This window comes from Sporichthya polymorpha DSM 43042 (genome assembly GCF_000384115.1).
GTDB classification, from domain to species: Bacteria; Actinomycetota; Actinomycetes; order Sporichthyales; family Sporichthyaceae; genus Sporichthya; species Sporichthya polymorpha.
In genome coordinates this window covers 885,515-904,398 of the sequence record NZ_KB913029.1, presented here as the reverse complement: position 1 = coordinate 904,398, position 18,884 = coordinate 885,515, and the positions used below count along the sequence as shown (strand labels likewise).

Here is an 18,884-nt window from a genome sequence, read left to right as displayed (position 1 = left end):
CCCAACCTCTCGGGAGGACGACGATGTCCGACAGCGAGACCCTCGACCACCTGCTCTCCTCGCCGCTCGTCCCGCTGCGGCCGGACTGGACGGTGCCGGAGCGCGTCACCCAGCTCGCGGAGCTCCGCGACCTCGGCACCGACGAGTACTGGGAGTGGGTCGCGGCGCAGCAGCGGTGGCTGGAGCCCTGGAGCACGGTGCGGAGCGGTGAGCTCGGGGACTTCCGCTACTTCTCCGGCGGCCGGATCAACGTCGCGGACAACTGTGTCGACCGCTGGGCCGAGGACCCGGCGACCGCCGACCGCGTCGCGATCGTGTGGGAGGGCGAGCCGGGCGACACCCGCAGCCTCACCTACGCCGAGCTTCGTAACGAGGTGTCAGCTCTGGCCGCGGGGCTCGCGCAGCTCGGCGTCCAGGAGGGTGACGTCGTCGGCATCTACCTGCCGAACCTCGTCGAGGCGTTCACCGCGATCCACGCCTGCAACCGCCTCGGCGCGATCTACACGGTGCTGTTCTCCGGGTTCGGTGAGGAGGCGGTCGCGTCGCGGTTGCTGACCGCGCGGGCGAAGGTCGTGATCGTCGCGGACGCGGTCTACCGGCGCGGCAAGCCGATCCCGCTGTTGCAGACGTTGCGGGCCGCGCGGCCGCGGATTCCGACGCTGCTCGCGACCGTCGTCGTCGACCGGACCGGCGACCTCGCGGCGGGCAGCGCCGGCCCGCTGGAGGAGAACGAGATCGCGTACGCCGAGGTCGTCGCGAACGGGCAGGGCGGGCTCGCCCCGCTGCCGCTCGACCCCAACGCGCCCTCGTTCCTGATCTTCACCTCGGGCACGGAGTCGCGACCGAAGGGCGTCGTGCACTCCGTCGGCGGCTTTCTGCTCGGCACGTGGGCGAACGCGCACTGGCAGGTCGGGTACGAACCCGGGGACGTGTACTGGGTCGCCGCCGACGTCGGCTGGCTGACGTTCCCCATCCAGGCCGTCGTCGGCGGGCTCGCGTGCGGGATGACGATCGCCTGTTACGAGGGCGCGCTCGACACCCCGACGCCCGCGCGGTTCTACGAGATCTGCGAGCGCCACCGCGTCACCAAGGTCCTCGCCGCGCCGACGTTGTGGCGCATGCTGCGCAAGTTCGGGGACGGTCTCGCGGCCGAGCACCCGTTGAGCCTGAAGCTGATCACCATGCAGGGCGAGCCCCTCGATGTCGACACCTTCACCTGGACGACGACGACCTTCGACGCCCCCGTCGTCAACGCGTACGGCCAGACCGAGACGGGGTCGACGTGGGCCTACCCCGTGTACGGCGTCGAACCGATCAAGGCCGGGTCGCTCGGCACCGCGGTGCCGGGGCACGAGTTCGCGATCCTCGACGACGCCGGCGAGCCCGTGCCGCCGGGCACGAAGGGCAACCTCGTCCTCACCGCGCCGTTCCCGACGCTGTGCCGGACGGTGTGGGACGACGCCGGCCGGTACACGTCGGCGTACTTCTCCCGCTTCCCTGGCGTGTACGCCACCAACGACGAGGCCGTGCTCGACCCCGACGGGCACCTGTGGGTGCTCGGCCGCGTGGACGACGTCATCAACGTCGCCGCGCACCGGATCTCGACGATGGAGATCGAGGGCGCGCTGACCGCGCACCCGGCGGTCGTGGAGGCTGCGGTCGTCGGCGTTCCCGACCCGACGAAGGGCACCGTGCCGGTCGCGTTCGTGACGCTGGCGAACGGCGTGGACGCCGATTCGGCGCGCGAGCAGCTGGCCACCCACGTGGTCGGGGAGATGGGCGGGTACGCGCGCCCGGCGACGATCTTCGTCACCCCGACCCTGCCCAAGACCCGCACCGGGAAGACCATGCGACGGCTCCTGCGGGACCTCGTCGTGCACGGAAAGCCGACCGGGGACACGTCCGCGATGGAGGATCCGGCAGCCTTGGACGTCGTGGCCGGGGTCGTCCGGGCCGCGCAGGACGGGTCGGCGAGCGGGAACGGAGCCTGATGGCGGGGTTGTACTTCGAGGACCTCAAGGCGGGGATGGTCGTCGAGCACGCGACCAGGCGGACGGTCACCGAGACCGACAACGTCCTGTTCACGGCGATGACGATGAACACCGCCCCGCTGCACCTCGACCACGACTACGCGGCGGGCACGGAGTTCGGCCGGCCGCTGGTCAACTCGATGTTCACGCTCGCGCTGGTCGTGGGGCTCTCGGTCGCCGAGCTGACGCAGGGCACGATCGTCGCCCAGCTCGGCATCGGCGACGTGCGGTTCCCGGCGCCGGTCTTCGTCGGCGACACCGTCCGGGTCCAGACCGAGATCGTCGAGGCGCGGCCGTCGGAGTCCCGTCCGGCCAACGGCGTCGTCGTCTTCGAGCACCGCGCGTACAACCAGCGCGACGAGCTCGTCTGCGTCTGCCGCCGCACCGGCCTGATGCACCGGAGGCCGGCGTGAAGCGCCTGCGCAACCCGCTGTTCGTGCCGGGCGGGCGCCCGGAGCTGCTGGCGAAGGTGGCCCGCAGCGCCCCGGACGCCGTGTTCGTCGACCTCGAGGACGCCGTGCCGCCGGGGGAGAAGGACACCGCCCGGGCGCTCGTTGTCGAGGCGCTGGACGCCGGGCGCCCGGACGTTCCGACGCTGGTGCGGATCAACCCCGTCGACTCGCCGGAGCACGCGGCCGACGTCGCGGCCTGTGCGTCGCTGATCGCCGCGGGCTCGCTCGACGGCGTGGTGCTGCCGAAGTACTCCGCGGTCGACCAGCTCGCGACGCTGCGCGCGGCCCTGTCGCCGGGCGCGGTCGTGGTCGCCGGTCTGGAGACCGGGCTCGGCGTCGCGGACGCGCGTGAGCTGCTCGCGGCCCGGCCCGACGCGGCCTACTTCGGGGCCGAGGACTACGCGCTCGACATCGGCGCCCGCCGCACACCCCGCAGCCGTGAGGTGCTCTACGCCCGCAGCCACGTCGTGCTGTGCGCGAAGCTCGCCGGCGTGCTCGCGCTGGACCAGGCCGTGGTCGCGGTGCGCGACGTCGGCGCCTACCGGCGCGATGCCGAGGAGGGCCGTGACCTCGGCTACGACGGCAAGATCTGCCTGCACCCGGACCAGGTGACGATCGCGGCGGAGGTGTTCGCGCCCTCGGAGGCGGAGGTCGCCCACGCCCGCGCGGTGATCGCTGCTGCGGCCGACGGTGTGGGGGTCGTGGACGGCGCGATGGTCGACGCCGTTCACGTACGGATGGCGGAGACAGTGCTCGCACGGGCGGGGGAGGACGTATGAGAGTCGGAGTCGCGCTGACGGCGAACGCGGAGTTCGCGAGGATCCCGGCGCAGGCGCGGCGGCTGGAGGAGGCCGGCTTCGACCTGATCGCGTCCGGCGAGCACGTGTTCTTCCACGCGCCCGTCCCCAACGGCCTGATCGCGCTCGCCGCCGCCGGCGGCGCCACCGAGCGCATTCGCCTGCTCTCCGCGCTGACGCTGCTGCCGACGTACCCGGCCGCGCTCGCCGCCAAGCAGGTCGCGACGCTCGACGGCGTCACGAACGGGCGCTTCGAGTTCGGCGTCGGCGTCGGTGGTGAGTACCCGTCAGAACTGCGGGCGTGCGGCCTGGACCCGAAACACCGCGGCGCCTACACCGACGAGGCGCTCGAGGTGATCACGAAGCTGTTCACCGGTGAGCGGGTCGAGCACAACGGCCGGTTCGTGACGATCGAGGGGGAGCGGTTGCTGCCTCCGCCGGTCCAGCGTCCCGGGCCGCCGATCTGGGTCGGCGGGCGCAAGCCCGCGGCGATGCGTCGCGCCGGCCGCTTCGCGGACGTCTGGATGCCGTACCTGATGACCGCGGAGCAGGTGGCGTCGAGCCTGGCGTCCGCCCGCGAGCACGCCGAGGCCGCGGGCCGGAAGTCGGACGACGTCGCCGGCGCGTACTTCGCGTGGTGCAACGTCGGCCGGAACGGTGACCGGGCCCGGGCCTCCGGCATCGAGATGCTCTCCCGCGCCTACAACCAGGACATGGGGCCCGTCGCCGACAAGTACATGGTGCTCGGGTCGCCCGAGCACGTCGTCGAGCGACTGTCCGCCTACGCGGCCGCGGGCGCGGGGACGGTCATCATCGCGACGGCCTGCCCGCCGGAGGACGCGGACGAGGTGCTCGACCTGCTCGCCTCCGACGTGCTCCCCGCCTTGCGCCAGGTCTGACGCACCGTCATGACCGTCCTGACCGGCGAGCCCCCGGAACCGCTGCGGTCGGTGCTGGTCGCGAACCGCGGCGAGATCGCGGTGCGCGTCCTGCGCGCGGCGCGGGACGCCGGGATGCGGGCGGTGGCGGTCCACACGGCTGCCGATGCGGAAGCGCTGCACGTCCGGCGCGCCGACGAGGCCCACGAGGTCGAGAGCTACCTCGACATCGCGTCGGTGGTCGCCGCCGCGCAGCGGGCCGGGGTGGACGCGATCCACCCGGGCTACGGGTTCCTCGCCGAGAACGCGGACTTCGCGGAGGCGGTCCGTACGGCCGGGCTGGTGTGGATCGGCCCGCCGCCGGCGGTGATCCGGGACCTCGGCGACAAGGTGACGGCCCGTCGGATCGCGCGGGACGCGGGGGTGCCCCTGCTGCCCGGCACCGAGTCACCGGTGGCCGACGCGGCGGCGGTCGAGGCGTTCGCCGCGGAGCACGGGTTGCCGCTGGTCATCAAGGCCGCGTTCGGGGGCGGTGGCCGCGGGCTGAAGGTCGTGCGGACGGTCGCGGAGATCCCCGACGCGTTCGCCTCCGCGACCCGCGAGGCCGTCGCCGCGTTCGGGCGTGGGGAGTGCTTCGTCGAGCGGTTCCTCGACTCCGCCCGGCACGTCGAGGCGCAGGTGCTCGCGGACGACGACGGCCGGGTCGTGGTGGTCGGGCTGCGCGACTGCTCGGTCCAGCGGCGCAATCAGAAGCTCGTCGAGGAGGCTCCCGCGCCGGCTCTGCCCGCCGGGGTGGTGGCGCGGATCTCGGAGTCCGCGCGTTCCCTCTGCCGCGCCGCCGGCTACCGGAATGCGGGCACGGTGGAGTACCTCGTCGGCACGGACGGGACCGTCGCGTTCCTCGAGGTGAACACCCGGCTGCAGGTCGAGCACCCGGTGACCGAGGAGACGACCGGCGTCGACCTCGTCGCCGAGCAGTTTCGGCTCGCGGCCGGTGGTCGCCTGGCTCGTGAGGACGACGTCCCGGCCCGCGGCCACGCCGTCGAGTTCCGGTTGATCGCCGAGGACCCGGCGCAGGGCTACCTGCCGGTGCCGGGGACCGTGACCCGGCTGGCCGTCCCGACCGGGCCGGGCGTGCGCCTCGACGCCGGGGTGGAGGACGGCGACGCCGTCGACCCGCGGTTCGACTCGATGTTCGCCAAGCTGATCGTGAGCGCTCCCGACCGCGCCGCCGCCCTGCGCCGGGCCGCGCGGGTGCTGGCGGAGACCGAGATCGCCGGCGTCCCGACGCCGCTGGCCGTCTACCGGCGGATCGTCCGGCACCCCGACTTCGCGGGCGAGGTGCTGCGCGTCCACAACCGTTGGGTCGAGCAGGACCTCGCCGCCGAGGCCGACCTCGAAACCGGCGGAGGCCCGACCGACCCCGCCGTGGTGGGCGTGCGCGTCGGGCGTCGCGTGATGCCGGTCCGCGTCCCCGGCCTCACGGTCCTCGGCGGCCGGGCCGCGGCGATCCGCGCCGAGGCCGCGGCCCTGCGCACCGCGGGCGCCGCCGTCGCCGACGGCCCCGAGGTCCTCGCCCCGATGCAGGGGACGATCGTCGCCGTCGCGGTGAAGGACGGCGACCTCGTCGCCCCCGGCGACCTGATCGCCGTCTGCGAGGCGATGAAGATGGAGAACCCCGTCCGCGCGCACCGCGCCGGCGTCGTCACCGGCCTCTCGGTCACTCCCGGCGCCCCCGTCGCCGCCGCCACCGTCCTCTGCACCCTCGCCGCCCCTGTGGATAAGAAAGGGTGACACCCCTTACTCGCGAGTAAGGGGTGTCACCCTTTCGTCGGGGTTATCCACAACCCGTTGGAGATGACATCTCCAATGGGGGTCGCGTGATGTTGATGAGGCGTCAGAGGTGTTGTGACACTGCGGGTTCAGCGCCTGCGCGCTCTTCGTCCCGGCGAAAATGGACTGTCGGTGGTGGCCTCTAGGTTGATTCGTGATGACGGGGACATCGACAGCAGCAGCGCCCACGCCGAGTGCGTGGCAGGTCTCGTTGGGCATCGCGCCCAGCGAGGGCGAGTGCGCGTCGATGACCGGGGCCGAGTCGGTCGCCGTGCTGCGTGCGACGCAACGGCAGCTCAACGCCGCCCACGCGGCCTGGCTGGCAATGGTGGCCGAGGTCGGGTCCCGCGGCCTGGATTCCGAGGACGAGATCGTGCGCCTGGCGGCCCCGGACCGCTGGGGCGCCGATGAGGTCCGCACCGCCCTGCACATCTCGGCCTACACCGCCAACGAGCTGCTGGACTTCGCCTGGGCGATCGTGCGCCGCTTCCCGAAATTGCATGCCGCGATGGCCGCCGGCGAGTTGAGTATCGAACGGGCCCGGGTGATCCATTTCTGGGTCCGGGACATGAGCGATGAGCACGCCAGCACCGTGATCGATGAGGTCCTCGGGCACTGCTCGATCGACGCCGACCGCCCGTGGACCAGTGAGCAGCTCGGCGCGCGGTGCCGCAAACTCGGGATCCAGCTCGACCCGGACTGGGCCCAGCGGCGCTTCGCCGAAGCGCACCGCGAGCGGCGCGTGATCTCCTGGCGCAACGAGGACGGCACCGCCACCCTCGCCGCGCAGAACCAGGACCCCGCCCGCGTCGCCGCCGCCATCGCCCGGGTCCGCAAGCTCGCCGACGACGCCAAACGTGCGGGTGATCCGCGGCCGCTGGATCACCTGCGCTCGGAGATCGCGCTCAACCTGCTGGACGGCACTTACGCCGACTTCACCGACGACCAGATCCTCGCCCACCTCGCCACCACCCGCCCCACCGAGGACGAGCACGACCCGGCCGACGAGACCGACGACACCGAGATGGGCGAGGAGTACCAGCCGGAGCCGGCGCCCGAGCCGGAGCCCGAGCCGGCGCCCGAGCCCGCCCCCGAGCCGGAGGCGGAGCCGGCGCCGGTGGCGCGGTCCCCGCATCACGGGGTGCAGCTGACCGCGAAGGTCTCCACTCTGCTCGGGCTGGACCGCGACCCCGCCGAACTGGCCGGGCAGGGACCGATCCACGCCGAGTACGCCCGCGACCTCGCGAAGCAACTCTCCGCCGGGCAGTGGCGGTTCGCGGTCACCGGCCCCGACGGGTACGCGGTCAGCTCCGGGCTCGTCATCGCCCGGCCGATCGACTGGGAACGGCGCCGGACCAGTGACCACGGCATCGTCGACCTCCTCATTCCCGCCGACCTGCTGCAGACCCTGCTGGAGGAGACCGTCACCAGCCCCGAGATCGCCCTCTGGCGGCCCGTGCTCGTCGAGATCGGCCGCCAGCACCTTCTGGCTACCGCAGGACCGGACGACCAGCCCACGCCGGAAGACCCGGACGACGCGAACTCTGCCGAGGCGCGCCGCCGCTTCCCCCGCCAAGCCCTACGTCGGGACACCCAGCTGCGGATGACGACCTGCCAGGCCCCCGGCTGCCGGCTCCCGGCCGCGCGGTCGGAGATCGACCACACGATCGACCACGCCCGCGGCGGACTGACCCTGGCCGGGAACCTCGGCCCGCTGTGCGAGCACGACCACGACCTCAAGACCAAGGGCGGGTGGCAACTCATCCGGCTCGGCCACGACCGAGTCCGCTGGATCACCCGCCTCGGTGTCGTCTACGACGTCGAAATCCCACCACTGATCGAACCCGACACACCCGGGCGAGCCAGCGCACCCGGGGATGAACGACAACCACCCCGCCCCGCACCCGACGAGCCAGCCGCCTGAGGCTCCCGGGGCGATGGCGGACGCGCGGCGGCCGCCGGTGATTAGATTCGTGCCGTGTCAGCTACGCCGGGGGACGGGGTCTTCTTCACCGGGCCGGCGGAGTTCGAGGCGTGGCTGGAGGAGCATGCGGACACCGCGGACGAACTCTGGATCCGGTTCGCGAAGAAGGCGACGGGGATCGCGTCCCTCGACTGGGCGGGGGCGGTCGAGGTCGCGCTGTGCTTCGGGTGGATCGACGGGCAGGTGCGGCGGGTCGACGACTCCTGGCACCTGCAGCGGTTCACTCCGCGCCGGCCGAAGAGCGCGTGGGCGAAGCTGAATCGCGTCAAGGTCGAGAAGCTGATCGCGGAGGGGCGGATGCGCCCGCGCGGACTGGCGGAGGTCGAACGGGCAAAGGCCGACGGCCGCTGGGACGCGGCGTACGACCCGCCCTCGACGGCGACCGTGCCCGACGACCTCGCCGCCGCGCTGAAGGCCGCCGGGGCGCGGAAGAAGTTCGACGCCCTCGACAGTTCGAACCGCTTCGCGGTCCTGCACCGGGTGCAGCGGACGAAGACCCCCGCCGGGCGGGCGAAGGCGATCGAGCGTGTGGTGAACCTCATCGCCTCCGGGGGCAAGCCGCACCCCTGAGGGTGCGTCAGGCCTTGATCGGGCCGGTGAGGAAGTCCCCGACCAGCGAGCGGAGGTCGACGTCCCCGGCCTGGCAGACCGGCCGCAGGGCCGTCAGGGTCGCCCAGCCCGCGGCGAGGAGGGCGGCGTCGCTGTCCGGCTCCGAACTGGTGTCGACCTCCGAGAACCCGGTGACGACGTAGCCCTTGCCCGACTCGAGGATGTTCGTCTGTACCGCACCGAAGCTGGCCAGCGACGCCTCGCGGACGCCGCGCACGTCGTCGGGCGCCAGGTCCGGGACGTTGAGGTTCAGGATCGTCCCCTTGGGTGCGGACATCAGGCACGGCAGGACCCGCTCCGCGAGCGCGGCCGCGGTCGCGAAGTTGCGGTCGGGCCCGACGCCGAGCGACACCGCCAGCGACGTCACACCCTGCCCGGCCGCGGTCAGGGCCGCACCGACGGTGCCGGAGTGCAGGATCGCGTGACCGGTGTTCGGGCCGTTGTTGATGCCGGAGAGGACGTAGTCGAACGGGCCGCCGAACGCGCCCCGCACCCCGACCAGCGAGATGTACGCCGGCAGCGCCGCGACCGCGTAGGTCGGGCAGTCCTCCAGCCCGGGCAGCTCGCGCGTCTCGAACAGCAGCCGCCCGTCGGTCTCGGTCGAGGTGATCGAGGCACTGGCGCCACTGGTGTCCGTCATCGGAGCCGCGACGACCGGCCGCATCCCGGCCTGGCGGGCCGCGATGGCGAGCAGTCGCAGACCCTCGCTGGCGATCCCGTCGTCGTTCGTGATCAGGACCGAGGGGCCGTTGTCCTGACGCTCCGTCATGTCCGACGTCATGTCGCTGCCTCCGGATTCAGATCGTGCAACTCGAACTGCTCGGCCAGTCGCTGGATCGCGGACCGCTCCCCGCTGGCCAGCCCGTGCCGCGTCACGTTCAGGGCGCCGGCGGCAGCCCCGAGTCGGAGCGCCTCGGCGAGGTCCAGCCCCGCGGCGATGCCGACGGCGAGGCCGGCGGTCATCGAGTCCCCGGCGCCGCGGTGGTCGACGACGTCGAGCGAGGGCCCGGTGACCGACACCAGTCGTCCGTCGATGAGCGCGAAGGCCGGGTCGCCCGCCCGGCTGACGACGACGTTGTCGGCGCCGGTCTTGGTCAGTTCGGTCATCGCGCTCAGCAGCGACGCGGTGTCGCCGGGCGTCGCGAGCCCGTCGCGCTCGAGTTCCTCGTGGCTGACCTTGACCAGGCTGAGCCCGCCGGCCAGTGCCTCGGCCAGGACGTCGCCGGACAGATCGGCGACCACCGTGCGCCCCATCGAGCGCAGGTCACCGGCCAGACGCCGGTAGATCTCGGACGGCAGCAGCGGCGGATCCCACGCCCCGGGCCCGGCCAGGATGGTGACGTCCGCCTCCAGGGCCCCGGTCAGCGCGGTCGTGTAGAAGTCGTCGATGTCGTGCCGGGTCAGGGTCTCCGGCCGCATGGCGGCGACCTGGCGGCGCTCACCGTCGCGGCGGTCGTGGACGTACGCGCCGTTCGTCGCCCCGACCGACACGGCCGCGACCTGGAGGCCGGTGTCGGCCATCAGCGCCCGGACGACGGCCCCGGACTCGCCGCCGAACGGCCCGCCGAGCGTCACCACGGCCCCCAGCGCGTGCGCCATCCGGGCCGCCCAGAATCCCTGACCGCCCGGGTGCAGATGGATCTCGTCGCCGCCCGGCCCCGCCTCGACGGTCACGGTCAGCAACGGGTCGGGTGCGAAGACGAACACGGTGCCGCTCACGCGGGGGCGCTACCCGCGGGCGCAGCGGGCAACCAAGCGGCCCGCCCCGGGACTCAGTCCCGCAGCCGCTGCCGCTCCTCGACCACGTCCGCGCGGAGCTTCTTGAGTCGCTGCTTCTGCCGGCGGCTGAGGCCGGGCTCGTCGAGGGCGTCGTCGAGACGGGCGAGGATGCGCTTGAGGCTCTGGTCGGCGGTGTCGCCGTCCCGCTCCCGGGCGTCCTTGAGCGCGTCCTTGGCCGCCTGGATGGCGGACTCCCGCTCGGAGTCCGTGCGCAGCTCGTTCGAGACCTTGACGGCCGGCTTGGTGTCCTCGCCGGAGAAGGCGCTGACGGCGATCACCGGCGCCGCGACCGCGAGCACCAGCCCGATCGCCGCGGCCCCGACGAGCCGGGGCGAGACCGACGCCGTCGCGACCGGCACGACCACCGACCGCAGCGCGGTGGGGTCCAGTGGGGTGCGGGTGGCGATCGAGACGGCGGTGCGGGGGTCGGCGACCCCCGCCGAGGCCAGCAGGGCCTCGATCCTGGCCGCCGGCAGGTTCTCCAGGTGCATCAGCGCGAACGCGGCGCGGGAGGCCGGGACCATGCCGGCCAGCGCGTGCTCGATCTGCCGGGAGGCCGCGGGGCCGCCGTCCACGACCCGGACCAGGCCCGCGGGCAGCCAGCCGCCCCCGGGCCCCGCGTGCAGGACGTCCCGGATCACCCGGGCCCGGGCGGCCGCGTAGTCGTCCCCGGCGTCGGCGAGTGCCATCCGCGCCAGTCCGTCCGCCAGCCGCGCGCGGCGCCGCCGGGCGATCGTCGGCGGGAGCGCCGTGAACGCGAGGCGACGGAGAGCGAGCAGCTCCGGCCCTTCGGACGGCACTCCGCCGTCGATCGGGACTTCGCTGGACATGCCTCACCCCGTGTTTCTCGACAACCCCTCCTGAGCATGGAAGCAGGGCAAGGTCAGGGAACCCACAAAGGCGGCCAAAAGCTGATTCGCCCTCACCCGTGAAATTTGCACGTTTCCCGTTAGTGTTCGGCACACCCGGTCGGATTCCCTGACAGATCCGCCCTGGTCCCACGCTCGGCCCCACCCGAAAGTCCCCTTCCCGAAGGTGGTCGCGGAATGAGCGCACGCAACGGCGCGCCCCGAGGTTCTGCTCGTACCCCTGGCCGTACCTCTGGACGAAATGAGGAGGCCGTCGAGGTCGGCGTCCCCTTCGACCTGCTCCTGTCCCGGGCCACGGAGGGCTCCTGGCGCAATCTCGTCCCCACCCCGTCCTCGACGCTGAAGCTGGCCGGGGCCCTCGCCCGCCGGCCCCGGACGGTCGTCAGCCAGAGCGCGACCCTGACCGGGGAGCTGGCGAAGGTCGTCGCCGGCCGGTCCGAGCTGGCGCCGCATCCCAAGGACGCCCGCTACGCGCACCCCGCGTGGCAGGAGAACCCCGTCCTGCGCCGGGCGCTCCAGGCGCACCTGGCCGTCTCCGCGTCCGCGGAGCAGCTGGTCGCGAACGCGGGGCTGGACGAGAACGCCGGCCACCGCGTGACGCTGACGGTGAGCAACCTCCTCGACGCGACCGCGCCCAGCAACAACCTGGTTTTGAACCCGGGCGCGCTGGCCACCGCCAAGGAGACGAAGGGCGCGAGCCTGGTCCGCGGGACGCGCAACCTCGTCCGCGACCTGTCCGCGCCGCCCCGCGTCCCGCGGATGGTGGAGCCGGACGCCTTCGAGGTGGGCGTCAACGTCGCCGCGACGCCGGGTGCCGTCGTCGAGCGGACGGCGGTCTACGAGCTGCTGCAGTACAACGCCACGACCCCGACCGTCCGGCGGGTCCCGCTGCTGCTCGTGCCGCCGGTGATCAACAAGTACTACGTCGCCGACATGGCGCCCGGGCGCAGCATGGTCGAGTACCTGGTCGGCCAGGGGCACCAGGTGTTCGTGATGTCGTGGCGCAACCCGGACGTCCGGCATTCCGCCTGGAACCTCGACACCTACGGCGACGCGATCGTCAACGCGATCGGCACCGCCCGGCAGATCTGCGGCAGCGAGAGCGTCTCGCTGCTCTCGTTCTGCTCCGGCGGGATCCTGAGCGCGATGGTGCTCGCCCACCTCGCCGACACCGGACGGCTGACGGACGTCTCCGCCGCCGCCTGGTCGGTCACCGTCCTCGACCAGTCCCGCGCCGGCGTCGCCGGGGCGCTGCTCACGCCGGCCGCGGCCGAGGCGGCGGCCCGCTCGTCGGCCGCCCGCGGCTACCTCGACGGGCGCGTGCTCGCGGAGGTGTTCGCCTGGCTCCGGCCTCGCGACCTGATCTGGAACTACTGGGTCGACAGCTACCTGATGGGCAAGTCACCCCGACCCTTCGACGTCCTGTTCTGGAACGCGGACACGACCCGCATGGCCGCGGCGCTCCACAAGGACTTCCTCGCGATGGCCCAGCAGAACTCGCTGGTCCACCCGGGGATGGCGACGATGCTCGGATCGCCGGTCGACCTCGGCACGGTGGACATCGACACCTACATCACCGGCGGGATCAACGACCACCTCTGCCCGTGGGAGTCCTGCTACGCCAGTACGCAACTTCTGGGCGGGAACAGCCGATTCGTCCTGTCCAGCGCCGGGCACGTCGCCTCGATCGTGAACCCGCCCACGAACCCCAAGGCAACCTTCCGAATCGCGGACAGCACCCCCGCCGACGCGCATGATTGGTTGAAGGCCGCCGAGACGGTGAAGGGTTCCTGGTGGCCCGACTTCAGCCAGTGGTTGCACGAACACGGAGGTGAGATGGTGGACGCGCCGTCGACACCCGGCTCCGCCGAGCACCCCGCGATCGTCGCCGCGCCCGGCACCTACGTGCGGGCCACCTGACCGTGACGCAACCGCTGCCCAGCGCCGGTCCCGCCCCGCGGGAGCCGGCCCGTCAGGCCCGCACCGAGGTCCTCGACGTCGGCCGGCCGCTCGAGGTCAGTCACTGGCCCGGCGCCCCGGGGCGGATGCCCCTGTTGCTGTGCGCGGGGATCGGGACGTCCTCGTCGCTGTTCGACCTGCTCGTCGAGCACCTCGACCCGGAGCGGCCGCTGATCGCGGTCAACCCGCCCGGCCTCGGGTCGTCCCCGCCGCCGAAGGCGCCGTACATCCTGCACACCATGGCGCGCTGCCTCCGGCTGGCCGTGGACCGTCTCGGGTACGACCGCACCGACGTCCTCGGCATCTCGTGGGGCGGCGCGCTCGCGCAGCAGTTCGCGTTCCAGAACCCGCGCCGGTGCCACCGTGCCGTCCTCGTCGCGACCGCGACGGGCTGGCTGTGCGTCCCGCCGAGCCCGCGCACCCTCGCCCGCATGGCGACGCCCCGCCGGCACCGCAACCCGGCGTACGCCCGGCGCATCGCCGGTGAGCTCTACGGCGGCACGGCCCGCCGGGACCCGGCGGGGACCGTCGACCTGCTCCACAGCGCCCCGAGCGCGACGCCGGTGCGCAGCTACCTGTACCAGCTCGGCGCCGGCACCGGTTGGGCGAGCCTGCCCGCGTTGCGGATGGTCCGTCAGCCCACACTGGTGCTGGCCGGCGACGACGACCCGATCATCCCGACGGCGAACGCCCGCCTGATGTCCGCCGCCCTGCCCCACGGCCGGTTGCACATCTATCGCGGCGGCCACCTCGCGCTGCTGACCGAGGCCGCCGACCTCGCCCCGGTCATCGAGAACTTCCTCGACGAGCGGTAGCGCCGCCAACCCCCGGACCGGACGAAGGCCCGGTCCGCCGGAACCGGGCCTTCGCGCGGTGTTCACCCACCAACCCCGCTGCCTCCGCCGTCGGTGACCGTCTGGCTGACGGGCCCTCAGAACGGCGGCAACGCCTACGGGCCGCCCCTACCTGTTCGTGTAGATCACGAACTGGTCGGGGTCGGGTTCGAACCCGGACGGGGTGCCGTCCGGGTTCGAGACGGTGTTGGTGGAGGTGTACTTGTACATGTACTCGCGGCCCTGGCCGTACTCGGGATTCCAGTTCTGGCCGTACCGCTCGGCCGGGGCCCACGAGAAGCGCTGGTCCAGCGAGGCGTCGGCGGTGTAGACGTCGCCGTTCGCGAGTTGGGCCATCAGCCGCTCACGCGTCAGGTTCGGGCCGACGGTCTTCGCCGCCTTCTCGAACACCAGCGCGCCGACGTAGCTGGACTGCACGATGTGGTGGTTCAGGCCCTTGTTGCCGCGGGCGTACTTGTTCATGGTCGCCATGAACTCCGGGCCCCACAGCTTGTAGGTCGTGTTCGTCCAGTAGCGGCCGACGGGGTGCTGCCCGAACAGCGAGCCGAGCACCTCGGCCGCGAGGTGGTTCCCCGAGATGCCCTTCGACGGGTAGTAACCCTGCTGCGCCGCCTCGACCATGAACTTCACCATCGTGGCCGGGTTGATGACGTAGTGGACGATGTGCTCCGGGTTCGCCGCGCGCATCGAGAGGATCTGCGCGGACATCGAGGTCTCGGAGATCGCGACGTCGAGCTTGCGGACCAGGTCCGCGCCCGACTCGTCGAGGATCTGCTGCACCTGCTGGCACGCCAGCTGCATCTCCGGGCTCGCGAGGCAGACGAGGCCGTACGTCTTGGGCTTGATGACGTTCTTCACCCAGTGGGCGTTGGCCATCGCCTCGTGGATCATCGACATGTGCGTGGGGAACATGTACGAGTCCTGCCACTCGGTCTGGGAGTAGGCCCAGGTGCCGATGGCCGGGATGCGGTAGGTCGCGAGGTCCGAGTGGACCGACGCGGACGCCCAGCTCGAGTAGCCGAGGAACGCGAAGACCTTGTCCTGCTGCACGAGCTTCTTGATGCAGGCCTTCGATCGTGAGACCTCACCGGGACCGTCGTCGCAGTCGACGAGCGAGAGCCGCCGGCCGAGCACACCGCCGCGGTCGTTGATCGACGCGAACGTCGCCTTGACGCCGTTGACGAGCGGGGTCGCGAGCACGTTGCCCAGCGCCATGCCGTGCATGGTCACCGTGCCCATCTTGATCGAGTCCTGCGTGACGCCGACGTCGGTGATGCCGTTCTTCTGCGCGGCGATGCGGGCGTTCGCCTTCGCCGACGTCGCACCCTCGTAGCTGTTCGCCGCGCGCAGCGACTCGACCTGCTTCTTGGTCTGCTGGACCGGCGCCTTCTGCGTCGCGGCCGGAGCGGCCGGCAGGGGGTCGTCGGCCTGCGCCTGCGCGACGGCCTCGGCCAGCGCTCGAGTGGCCGCGTCCTCGGGGCTGCCCTTGCCGCGCTTGGAGGCCTGGGCGTCGAGGTAGTCCGCGACCGCCTTGACGAGCGCGGCGGTGCTGTCGGTGGAGTCCTGCGGATTCGCGAGGGTGTCGCCGACCGGGGCGGCCTCGGCGACGTCCCCCGAATTGCTGCCACCGCCGCACGCGGACACCAGCAGCGCGGCGGCGACCGCCACCGGAAGGGCGGCGCGCAGGCTTCGGGGTACCGGCCGTCTCATGGTGTGCTCCCACCGAGTCGCTTCTGTTCCGCCAGAACGGCCGCGCGCAGGGTGCGCAGCCGTTGGATCTCCGCCTTGTTCTGGTCGGGGCGCGCCAGCTCGTCGTCGAGCCGGTCGAGGATGCGGCGCAGGTCCCGGTCGAGCTGGACGGCCTTCGCGATCGCGTCCGCGTCCGGCTGCTGCTGCACCGGGGCCTGGTTGGAGACCTGCTCGGGGGCGTCGTCGCTGCCGCCGCTTGTGCTCACCGCGATCACCGGCGCGGCGACGCCCACGACGAGCGCGGCTGCGGCCGCCGCGATGATCCGCGGTCGCCGGGTGGACGTCACGACGGGGACGACGACGGCCCGCACGTCCTCCGGTGACAGGTCCGCGCGCTCGGCCATGCTGACGGCGGTGCGCGGATCGGTGACCCCGGCCTGCCGCAGCAGCGCCTCCGCCCGCTCGCCGCGGACGCCCTCCAACCGGGTCAGCACGTAGGCGGCCCGCGTCGCCGGCGTCATCGCGGCGAGGGCGGTCTCGGCCGGCGACTCGGGACCGCGGGGGCGCACCCGCGCGGCGAGGGCACCGGCTCCGCTCGGGTGCGGACTGACCCGCAGCACCTCGGGGATCAGGCGGTCACGCGCGGTGGACCAGCGCGCCCCGTCGGCGAGATTGCGCCGCGCGAGGTCGTCGGCGACCCGGGCTCGGCGCGTCCGCCCCAGGGCGGGGGGCAAGGCGACATAGGCCAGGTGTCGGAGCCGATCGAGATCGGTGTCCGGGGACCTGGCCGCGTCGGGGTCCGGCGACCCGTTCGCCATCGAGGTGTCTCCGATGGTGGTGTCGGCAGGTGGGCAAGCGGAACATGAGGAACATTCCGCCCCATGTGTGTAACCCGTGCCGGGCAAGCCCAAGCCCAAGCGGAACCCAAAGGTCCTGCGGACGGTGCGTGAAAAACACACGAGCCCCCACGGTCCGTGACCGTGGGGGCTCGTTGGTTGCGCTGAGTCGAACCTGAATGATCAAGCTACTTCAGCAGGGACCGCGCGATGACGATGCGCTGGACCTGGTTGGTGCCCTCGTAGATCTGGGTGATCTTGGCGTCGCGCATCATGCGCTCGACCGGGTAGTCCTTCACGTAGCCGTAGCCGCCGAGCAGCTGGACGGCGTCGGTGGTGACCTTCATGGCGACGTCGGACGCGTAGGCCTTGGCCGCGGCGCCGAAGTACGTCAGGTCCTTGTCCTCGCGCTCGGACTTCGCGGCGGCGGCGTAGACGAGCTGACGCGCAGCCTCGATCTGCATCGCCATGTCCGCGACCATGAACTGCAGGCCCTGGAACTCGGCGATCGCCTTGCCGAACTGCCGGCGCTCCTTCATGTACCCCGCGGCGAAGTCGAGCGCGCCCTGCGCGACACCGAGCGCCTGCGCGCCGATCGTGATGCGGGTGTGGTCGAGCGTCCGCATCGCGGTGGTGAAGCCGGTGCCCACCTCGCCGATGATCCGGTCGCCCGGGATGCGCACGTCGTCGAAGGTGACGGTGCGGGTCGGCGAACCCTTGATGCCGAGCTTGCGCTCGGGGGCGCCGAAGGAGACGCCGTTGTCGTTCTTCTCGACGACGAAGGCGCTGATGCCCCCGCGCGAACCCTTCTCCGGGTCGGTGACCGCGAAGACGGTGTAGAACTCGGACTCGCCCGCGTTGGTGATCCAGCACTTGCTGCCGTTGAGGATCCAGCCGTCGCCGTCGGCGACCGCGCGGGTCTTCATGCCGCCGGCGTCCGAACCAGCCTCGGGCTCGGACAGGCAGTAGGAGAACATCCCCTCGCCGTTCGCGAGCTTCGTCAGGTACTTGCTCTTCAGCTCCTCGGAGCCGGAGAGGATCAGCGGCAGCGAGCCGAGCTTGTTCACGCCGGGGATCAGCGACGACGACATGCAGACGCGCGCGACCTCCTCGACGATGATCACCGTCGCGAGGGCGTCGGCACCCTGGCCGCCGTACTCCTCGGGGACGTGGGGCGCGTCGAAGCCGGCCTGGCGCAGGGCGTCCAGGGCCTCCTTCGGGAAGCGGCCCTGGTCGTCGACGTCGTGCGCGTGCGGGGCGATCTGCGCCTCCGCGAGCGACCGCACCGACTGGCGCAGGTCCTCGTAGTCCTTCGGCAGCGTGCAGGCGTCGAAGTCCTTGTTGCCTTGATAACCGGCCATGCTGGGGACGTCCCTCTGTGTAGTCGGGCGGAAACTGAAGGTCTGTGCGGTCTGAGACTGGGGGATCAGTTCTCAGTGGTAGTCGTGGAACCCGCGCCCACTCTTCTTGCCGAGCAGGCCCGCGTCCACCATGCGCAGGAGCAGCGGCGGGGCGAAGTACAGCGGCTCCTTGAACTCCTCGTACATGGAGTCGGCGATCGCCTTGATGGTGTCGAGACCGATCAGGTCCGCCAAGGCGAGCGGGCCCATCGGGTGGGCACAGCCGAGCACCATCCCGTTGTCGATGTCGTCGGCCGAGGCGAAGCCGGAGTCCATCATCCGGATCGCCGAGAGGATGTACGGCACCAGCAGGGCGTTGACGATGAAACCGGCGCGGTCCTGCGAGCGGATGACGTGCTTGCCGAGCACCCCGGACGCGAACGCGGACGAACGCTCCGCGGTCTCCGGCGAGGTGAGCAGCGAGGTGACGAGCTCGACGAGCTTGAGCACGGGCACCGGGTTGAAGAAGTGGATCCCGACGACCTTGTCCGGCCGCGAGGTCGCCATGCCGAGCTTCATGATCGGGATCGACGACGTGTTCGACGCGAGGATCGCGTCCGGCGAGGTGATCACCTTGTCGAGCGTCTTGAAGATGTCGAGCTTGATCTGCTCGTTCTCCGCGACGGCCTCGACCGAGAGGTCCACGTCCGCGAACTCACCGATGTCGGTGGTGAACGTGAGCCTCTCCAGCGTCGCCGCGTGGGTGGCCTCGTCGAGCTTCCCGCGCTGCAGAGCGCGGCTCAACGACGACTCGACGCGCTTGCGCCCGGCCGCCAGCGCCTCGGCACTGACCTCCGTGACCGTCACGTTGAGGCCGGCACGTGCGCAGACCTCCGCGATGCCGGAGCCCATCAGCCCGGACCCGACCACTCCGACGCGCTGGATCTCGCTCATTCGTTCTCCCCTGTCACTTTG

At 72.1% G+C, this 18,884-nt stretch carries 16 protein-coding genes; 9 read left to right on the top strand and 7 right to left on the bottom strand.

Annotated elements, in window-relative coordinates:
* Positions 1-23 precede the first annotated feature (23 nt).
* The 7 genes from SPOPO_RS0104440 (at position 24) to SPOPO_RS0104410 (ending at position 8,544) form a co-directional block, all read left to right on the top strand.
* On the top strand, positions 24-1,991 hold the full coding sequence (locus tag SPOPO_RS0104440; protein WP_019873578.1) for an AMP-binding protein: 1,968 nt from the start codon (positions 24-26) through the stop codon (positions 1,989-1,991).
* A complete protein-coding gene (locus tag SPOPO_RS0104435) occupies positions 1,991-2,443 on the top strand; it encodes a MaoC family dehydratase (RefSeq protein WP_019873577.1) in 453 nt (150 codons plus the stop codon). Before SPOPO_RS0104440 ends, SPOPO_RS0104435 begins: the two co-directional genes overlap by 1 nt.
* Complete coding sequence (locus SPOPO_RS0104430; RefSeq protein ID WP_019873576.1) at positions 2,440-3,261, top strand: HpcH/HpaI aldolase/citrate lyase family protein; 822 nt, start codon at positions 2,440-2,442, stop codon at positions 3,259-3,261. The genes SPOPO_RS0104435 and SPOPO_RS0104430 overlap by 4 nt, the downstream gene beginning before the upstream one ends.
* The gene (locus tag SPOPO_RS27695) at positions 3,258-4,178 is read left to right on the top strand and encodes an LLM class F420-dependent oxidoreductase (protein WP_019873575.1); all 921 of its coding nucleotides are present in this window, start codon (positions 3,258-3,260) and stop codon (positions 4,176-4,178) included. The genes SPOPO_RS0104430 and SPOPO_RS27695 overlap by 4 nt, the downstream gene beginning before the upstream one ends.
* 42 nt (positions 4,179-4,220) lie before the next feature.
* Positions 4,221-5,951 carry an ATP-binding protein gene (locus SPOPO_RS0104420; RefSeq protein WP_028984513.1) on the top strand — a complete coding sequence of 577 codons (1,731 nt, stop codon included), beginning with the start codon at positions 4,221-4,223 and terminating at the stop codon, positions 5,949-5,951.
* A 286-nt stretch (positions 5,952-6,237) separates the two neighbouring features.
* Positions 6,238-7,914 (top strand): HNH endonuclease signature motif containing protein, encoded by a 1,677-nt coding sequence (locus SPOPO_RS32375; protein WP_084671647.1) that lies wholly within the window; start codon positions 6,238-6,240, stop codon positions 7,912-7,914.
* Between the two features lie 54 nt (positions 7,915-7,968).
* Positions 7,969-8,544, top strand: a complete 576-nt coding sequence (locus tag SPOPO_RS0104410; RefSeq protein ID WP_019873572.1) for a YdeI/OmpD-associated family protein — start codon at positions 7,969-7,971, stop codon at positions 8,542-8,544.
* Positions 8,545-8,551: 7 nt separating this feature from the next.
* Here the strand turns inward: SPOPO_RS0104410 and surE are convergent, their stop codons facing one another.
* Genes surE through SPOPO_RS0104395 form a run of 3 tightly spaced genes read right to left on the bottom strand, consistent with a single transcriptional unit; the run spans position 8,552 to position 11,192 of the window.
* Positions 8,552-9,364: a 5'/3'-nucleotidase SurE gene (gene surE / locus SPOPO_RS0104405; RefSeq protein ID WP_019873571.1), complete on the bottom strand. Its 813-nt coding sequence runs from the start codon at positions 9,362-9,364 to the stop codon at positions 8,552-8,554.
* A complete protein-coding gene (locus tag SPOPO_RS0104400) occupies positions 9,361-10,302 on the bottom strand; it encodes a PfkB family carbohydrate kinase (protein ID WP_019873570.1) in 942 nt (313 codons plus the stop codon). The genes surE and SPOPO_RS0104400 overlap by 4 nt, the downstream gene beginning before the upstream one ends.
* A gap of 53 nt (positions 10,303-10,355) precedes the next feature.
* Positions 10,356-11,192: a hypothetical protein gene (locus SPOPO_RS0104395; protein ID WP_028984511.1), complete on the bottom strand. Its 837-nt coding sequence runs from the start codon at positions 11,190-11,192 to the stop codon at positions 10,356-10,358.
* Between the two features lie 216 nt (positions 11,193-11,408).
* Here SPOPO_RS0104395 and SPOPO_RS0104390 point away from each other — a divergent pair, with 216 nt between their 5' ends.
* Positions 11,409-13,151, top strand: a complete 1,743-nt coding sequence (locus SPOPO_RS0104390; RefSeq protein WP_019873569.1) for a PHA/PHB synthase family protein — start codon at positions 11,409-11,411, stop codon at positions 13,149-13,151.
* Between the two features lie 2 nt (positions 13,152-13,153).
* Complete coding sequence (locus tag SPOPO_RS0104385) at positions 13,154-14,005, top strand: alpha/beta fold hydrolase (protein ID WP_019873568.1); 852 nt, start codon at positions 13,154-13,156, stop codon at positions 14,003-14,005.
* Positions 14,006-14,152: 147 nt separating this feature from the next.
* Here SPOPO_RS0104385 and SPOPO_RS0104380 read toward each other — a convergent pair whose 3' ends face one another.
* The 4 genes from SPOPO_RS0104380 to SPOPO_RS0104365 all read right to left on the bottom strand — a co-directional run bounded on the left by SPOPO_RS0104380 (position 14,153) and on the right by SPOPO_RS0104365 (position 18,863).
* Positions 14,153-15,754, bottom strand: a complete 1,602-nt coding sequence (locus tag SPOPO_RS0104380) for an ABC transporter substrate-binding protein (RefSeq protein WP_084670882.1) — start codon at positions 15,752-15,754, stop codon at positions 14,153-14,155.
* Positions 15,751-16,551: a hypothetical protein gene (locus SPOPO_RS27685; RefSeq protein WP_019873566.1), complete on the bottom strand. Its 801-nt coding sequence runs from the start codon at positions 16,549-16,551 to the stop codon at positions 15,751-15,753. The genes SPOPO_RS0104380 and SPOPO_RS27685 overlap by 4 nt, the downstream gene beginning before the upstream one ends.
* A 206-nt stretch (positions 16,552-16,757) precedes the next feature.
* On the bottom strand, positions 16,758-17,930 hold the full coding sequence (locus tag SPOPO_RS0104370; RefSeq protein ID WP_019873565.1) for an acyl-CoA dehydrogenase family protein: 1,173 nt from the start codon (positions 17,928-17,930) through the stop codon (positions 16,758-16,760).
* A gap of 72 nt (positions 17,931-18,002) precedes the next feature.
* Positions 18,003-18,863 carry a 3-hydroxybutyryl-CoA dehydrogenase gene (locus SPOPO_RS0104365; protein ID WP_019873564.1) on the bottom strand — a complete coding sequence of 287 codons (861 nt, stop codon included), beginning with the start codon at positions 18,861-18,863 and terminating at the stop codon, positions 18,003-18,005.
* Between the last annotated feature and the right edge of the window lie 21 nt (positions 18,864-18,884).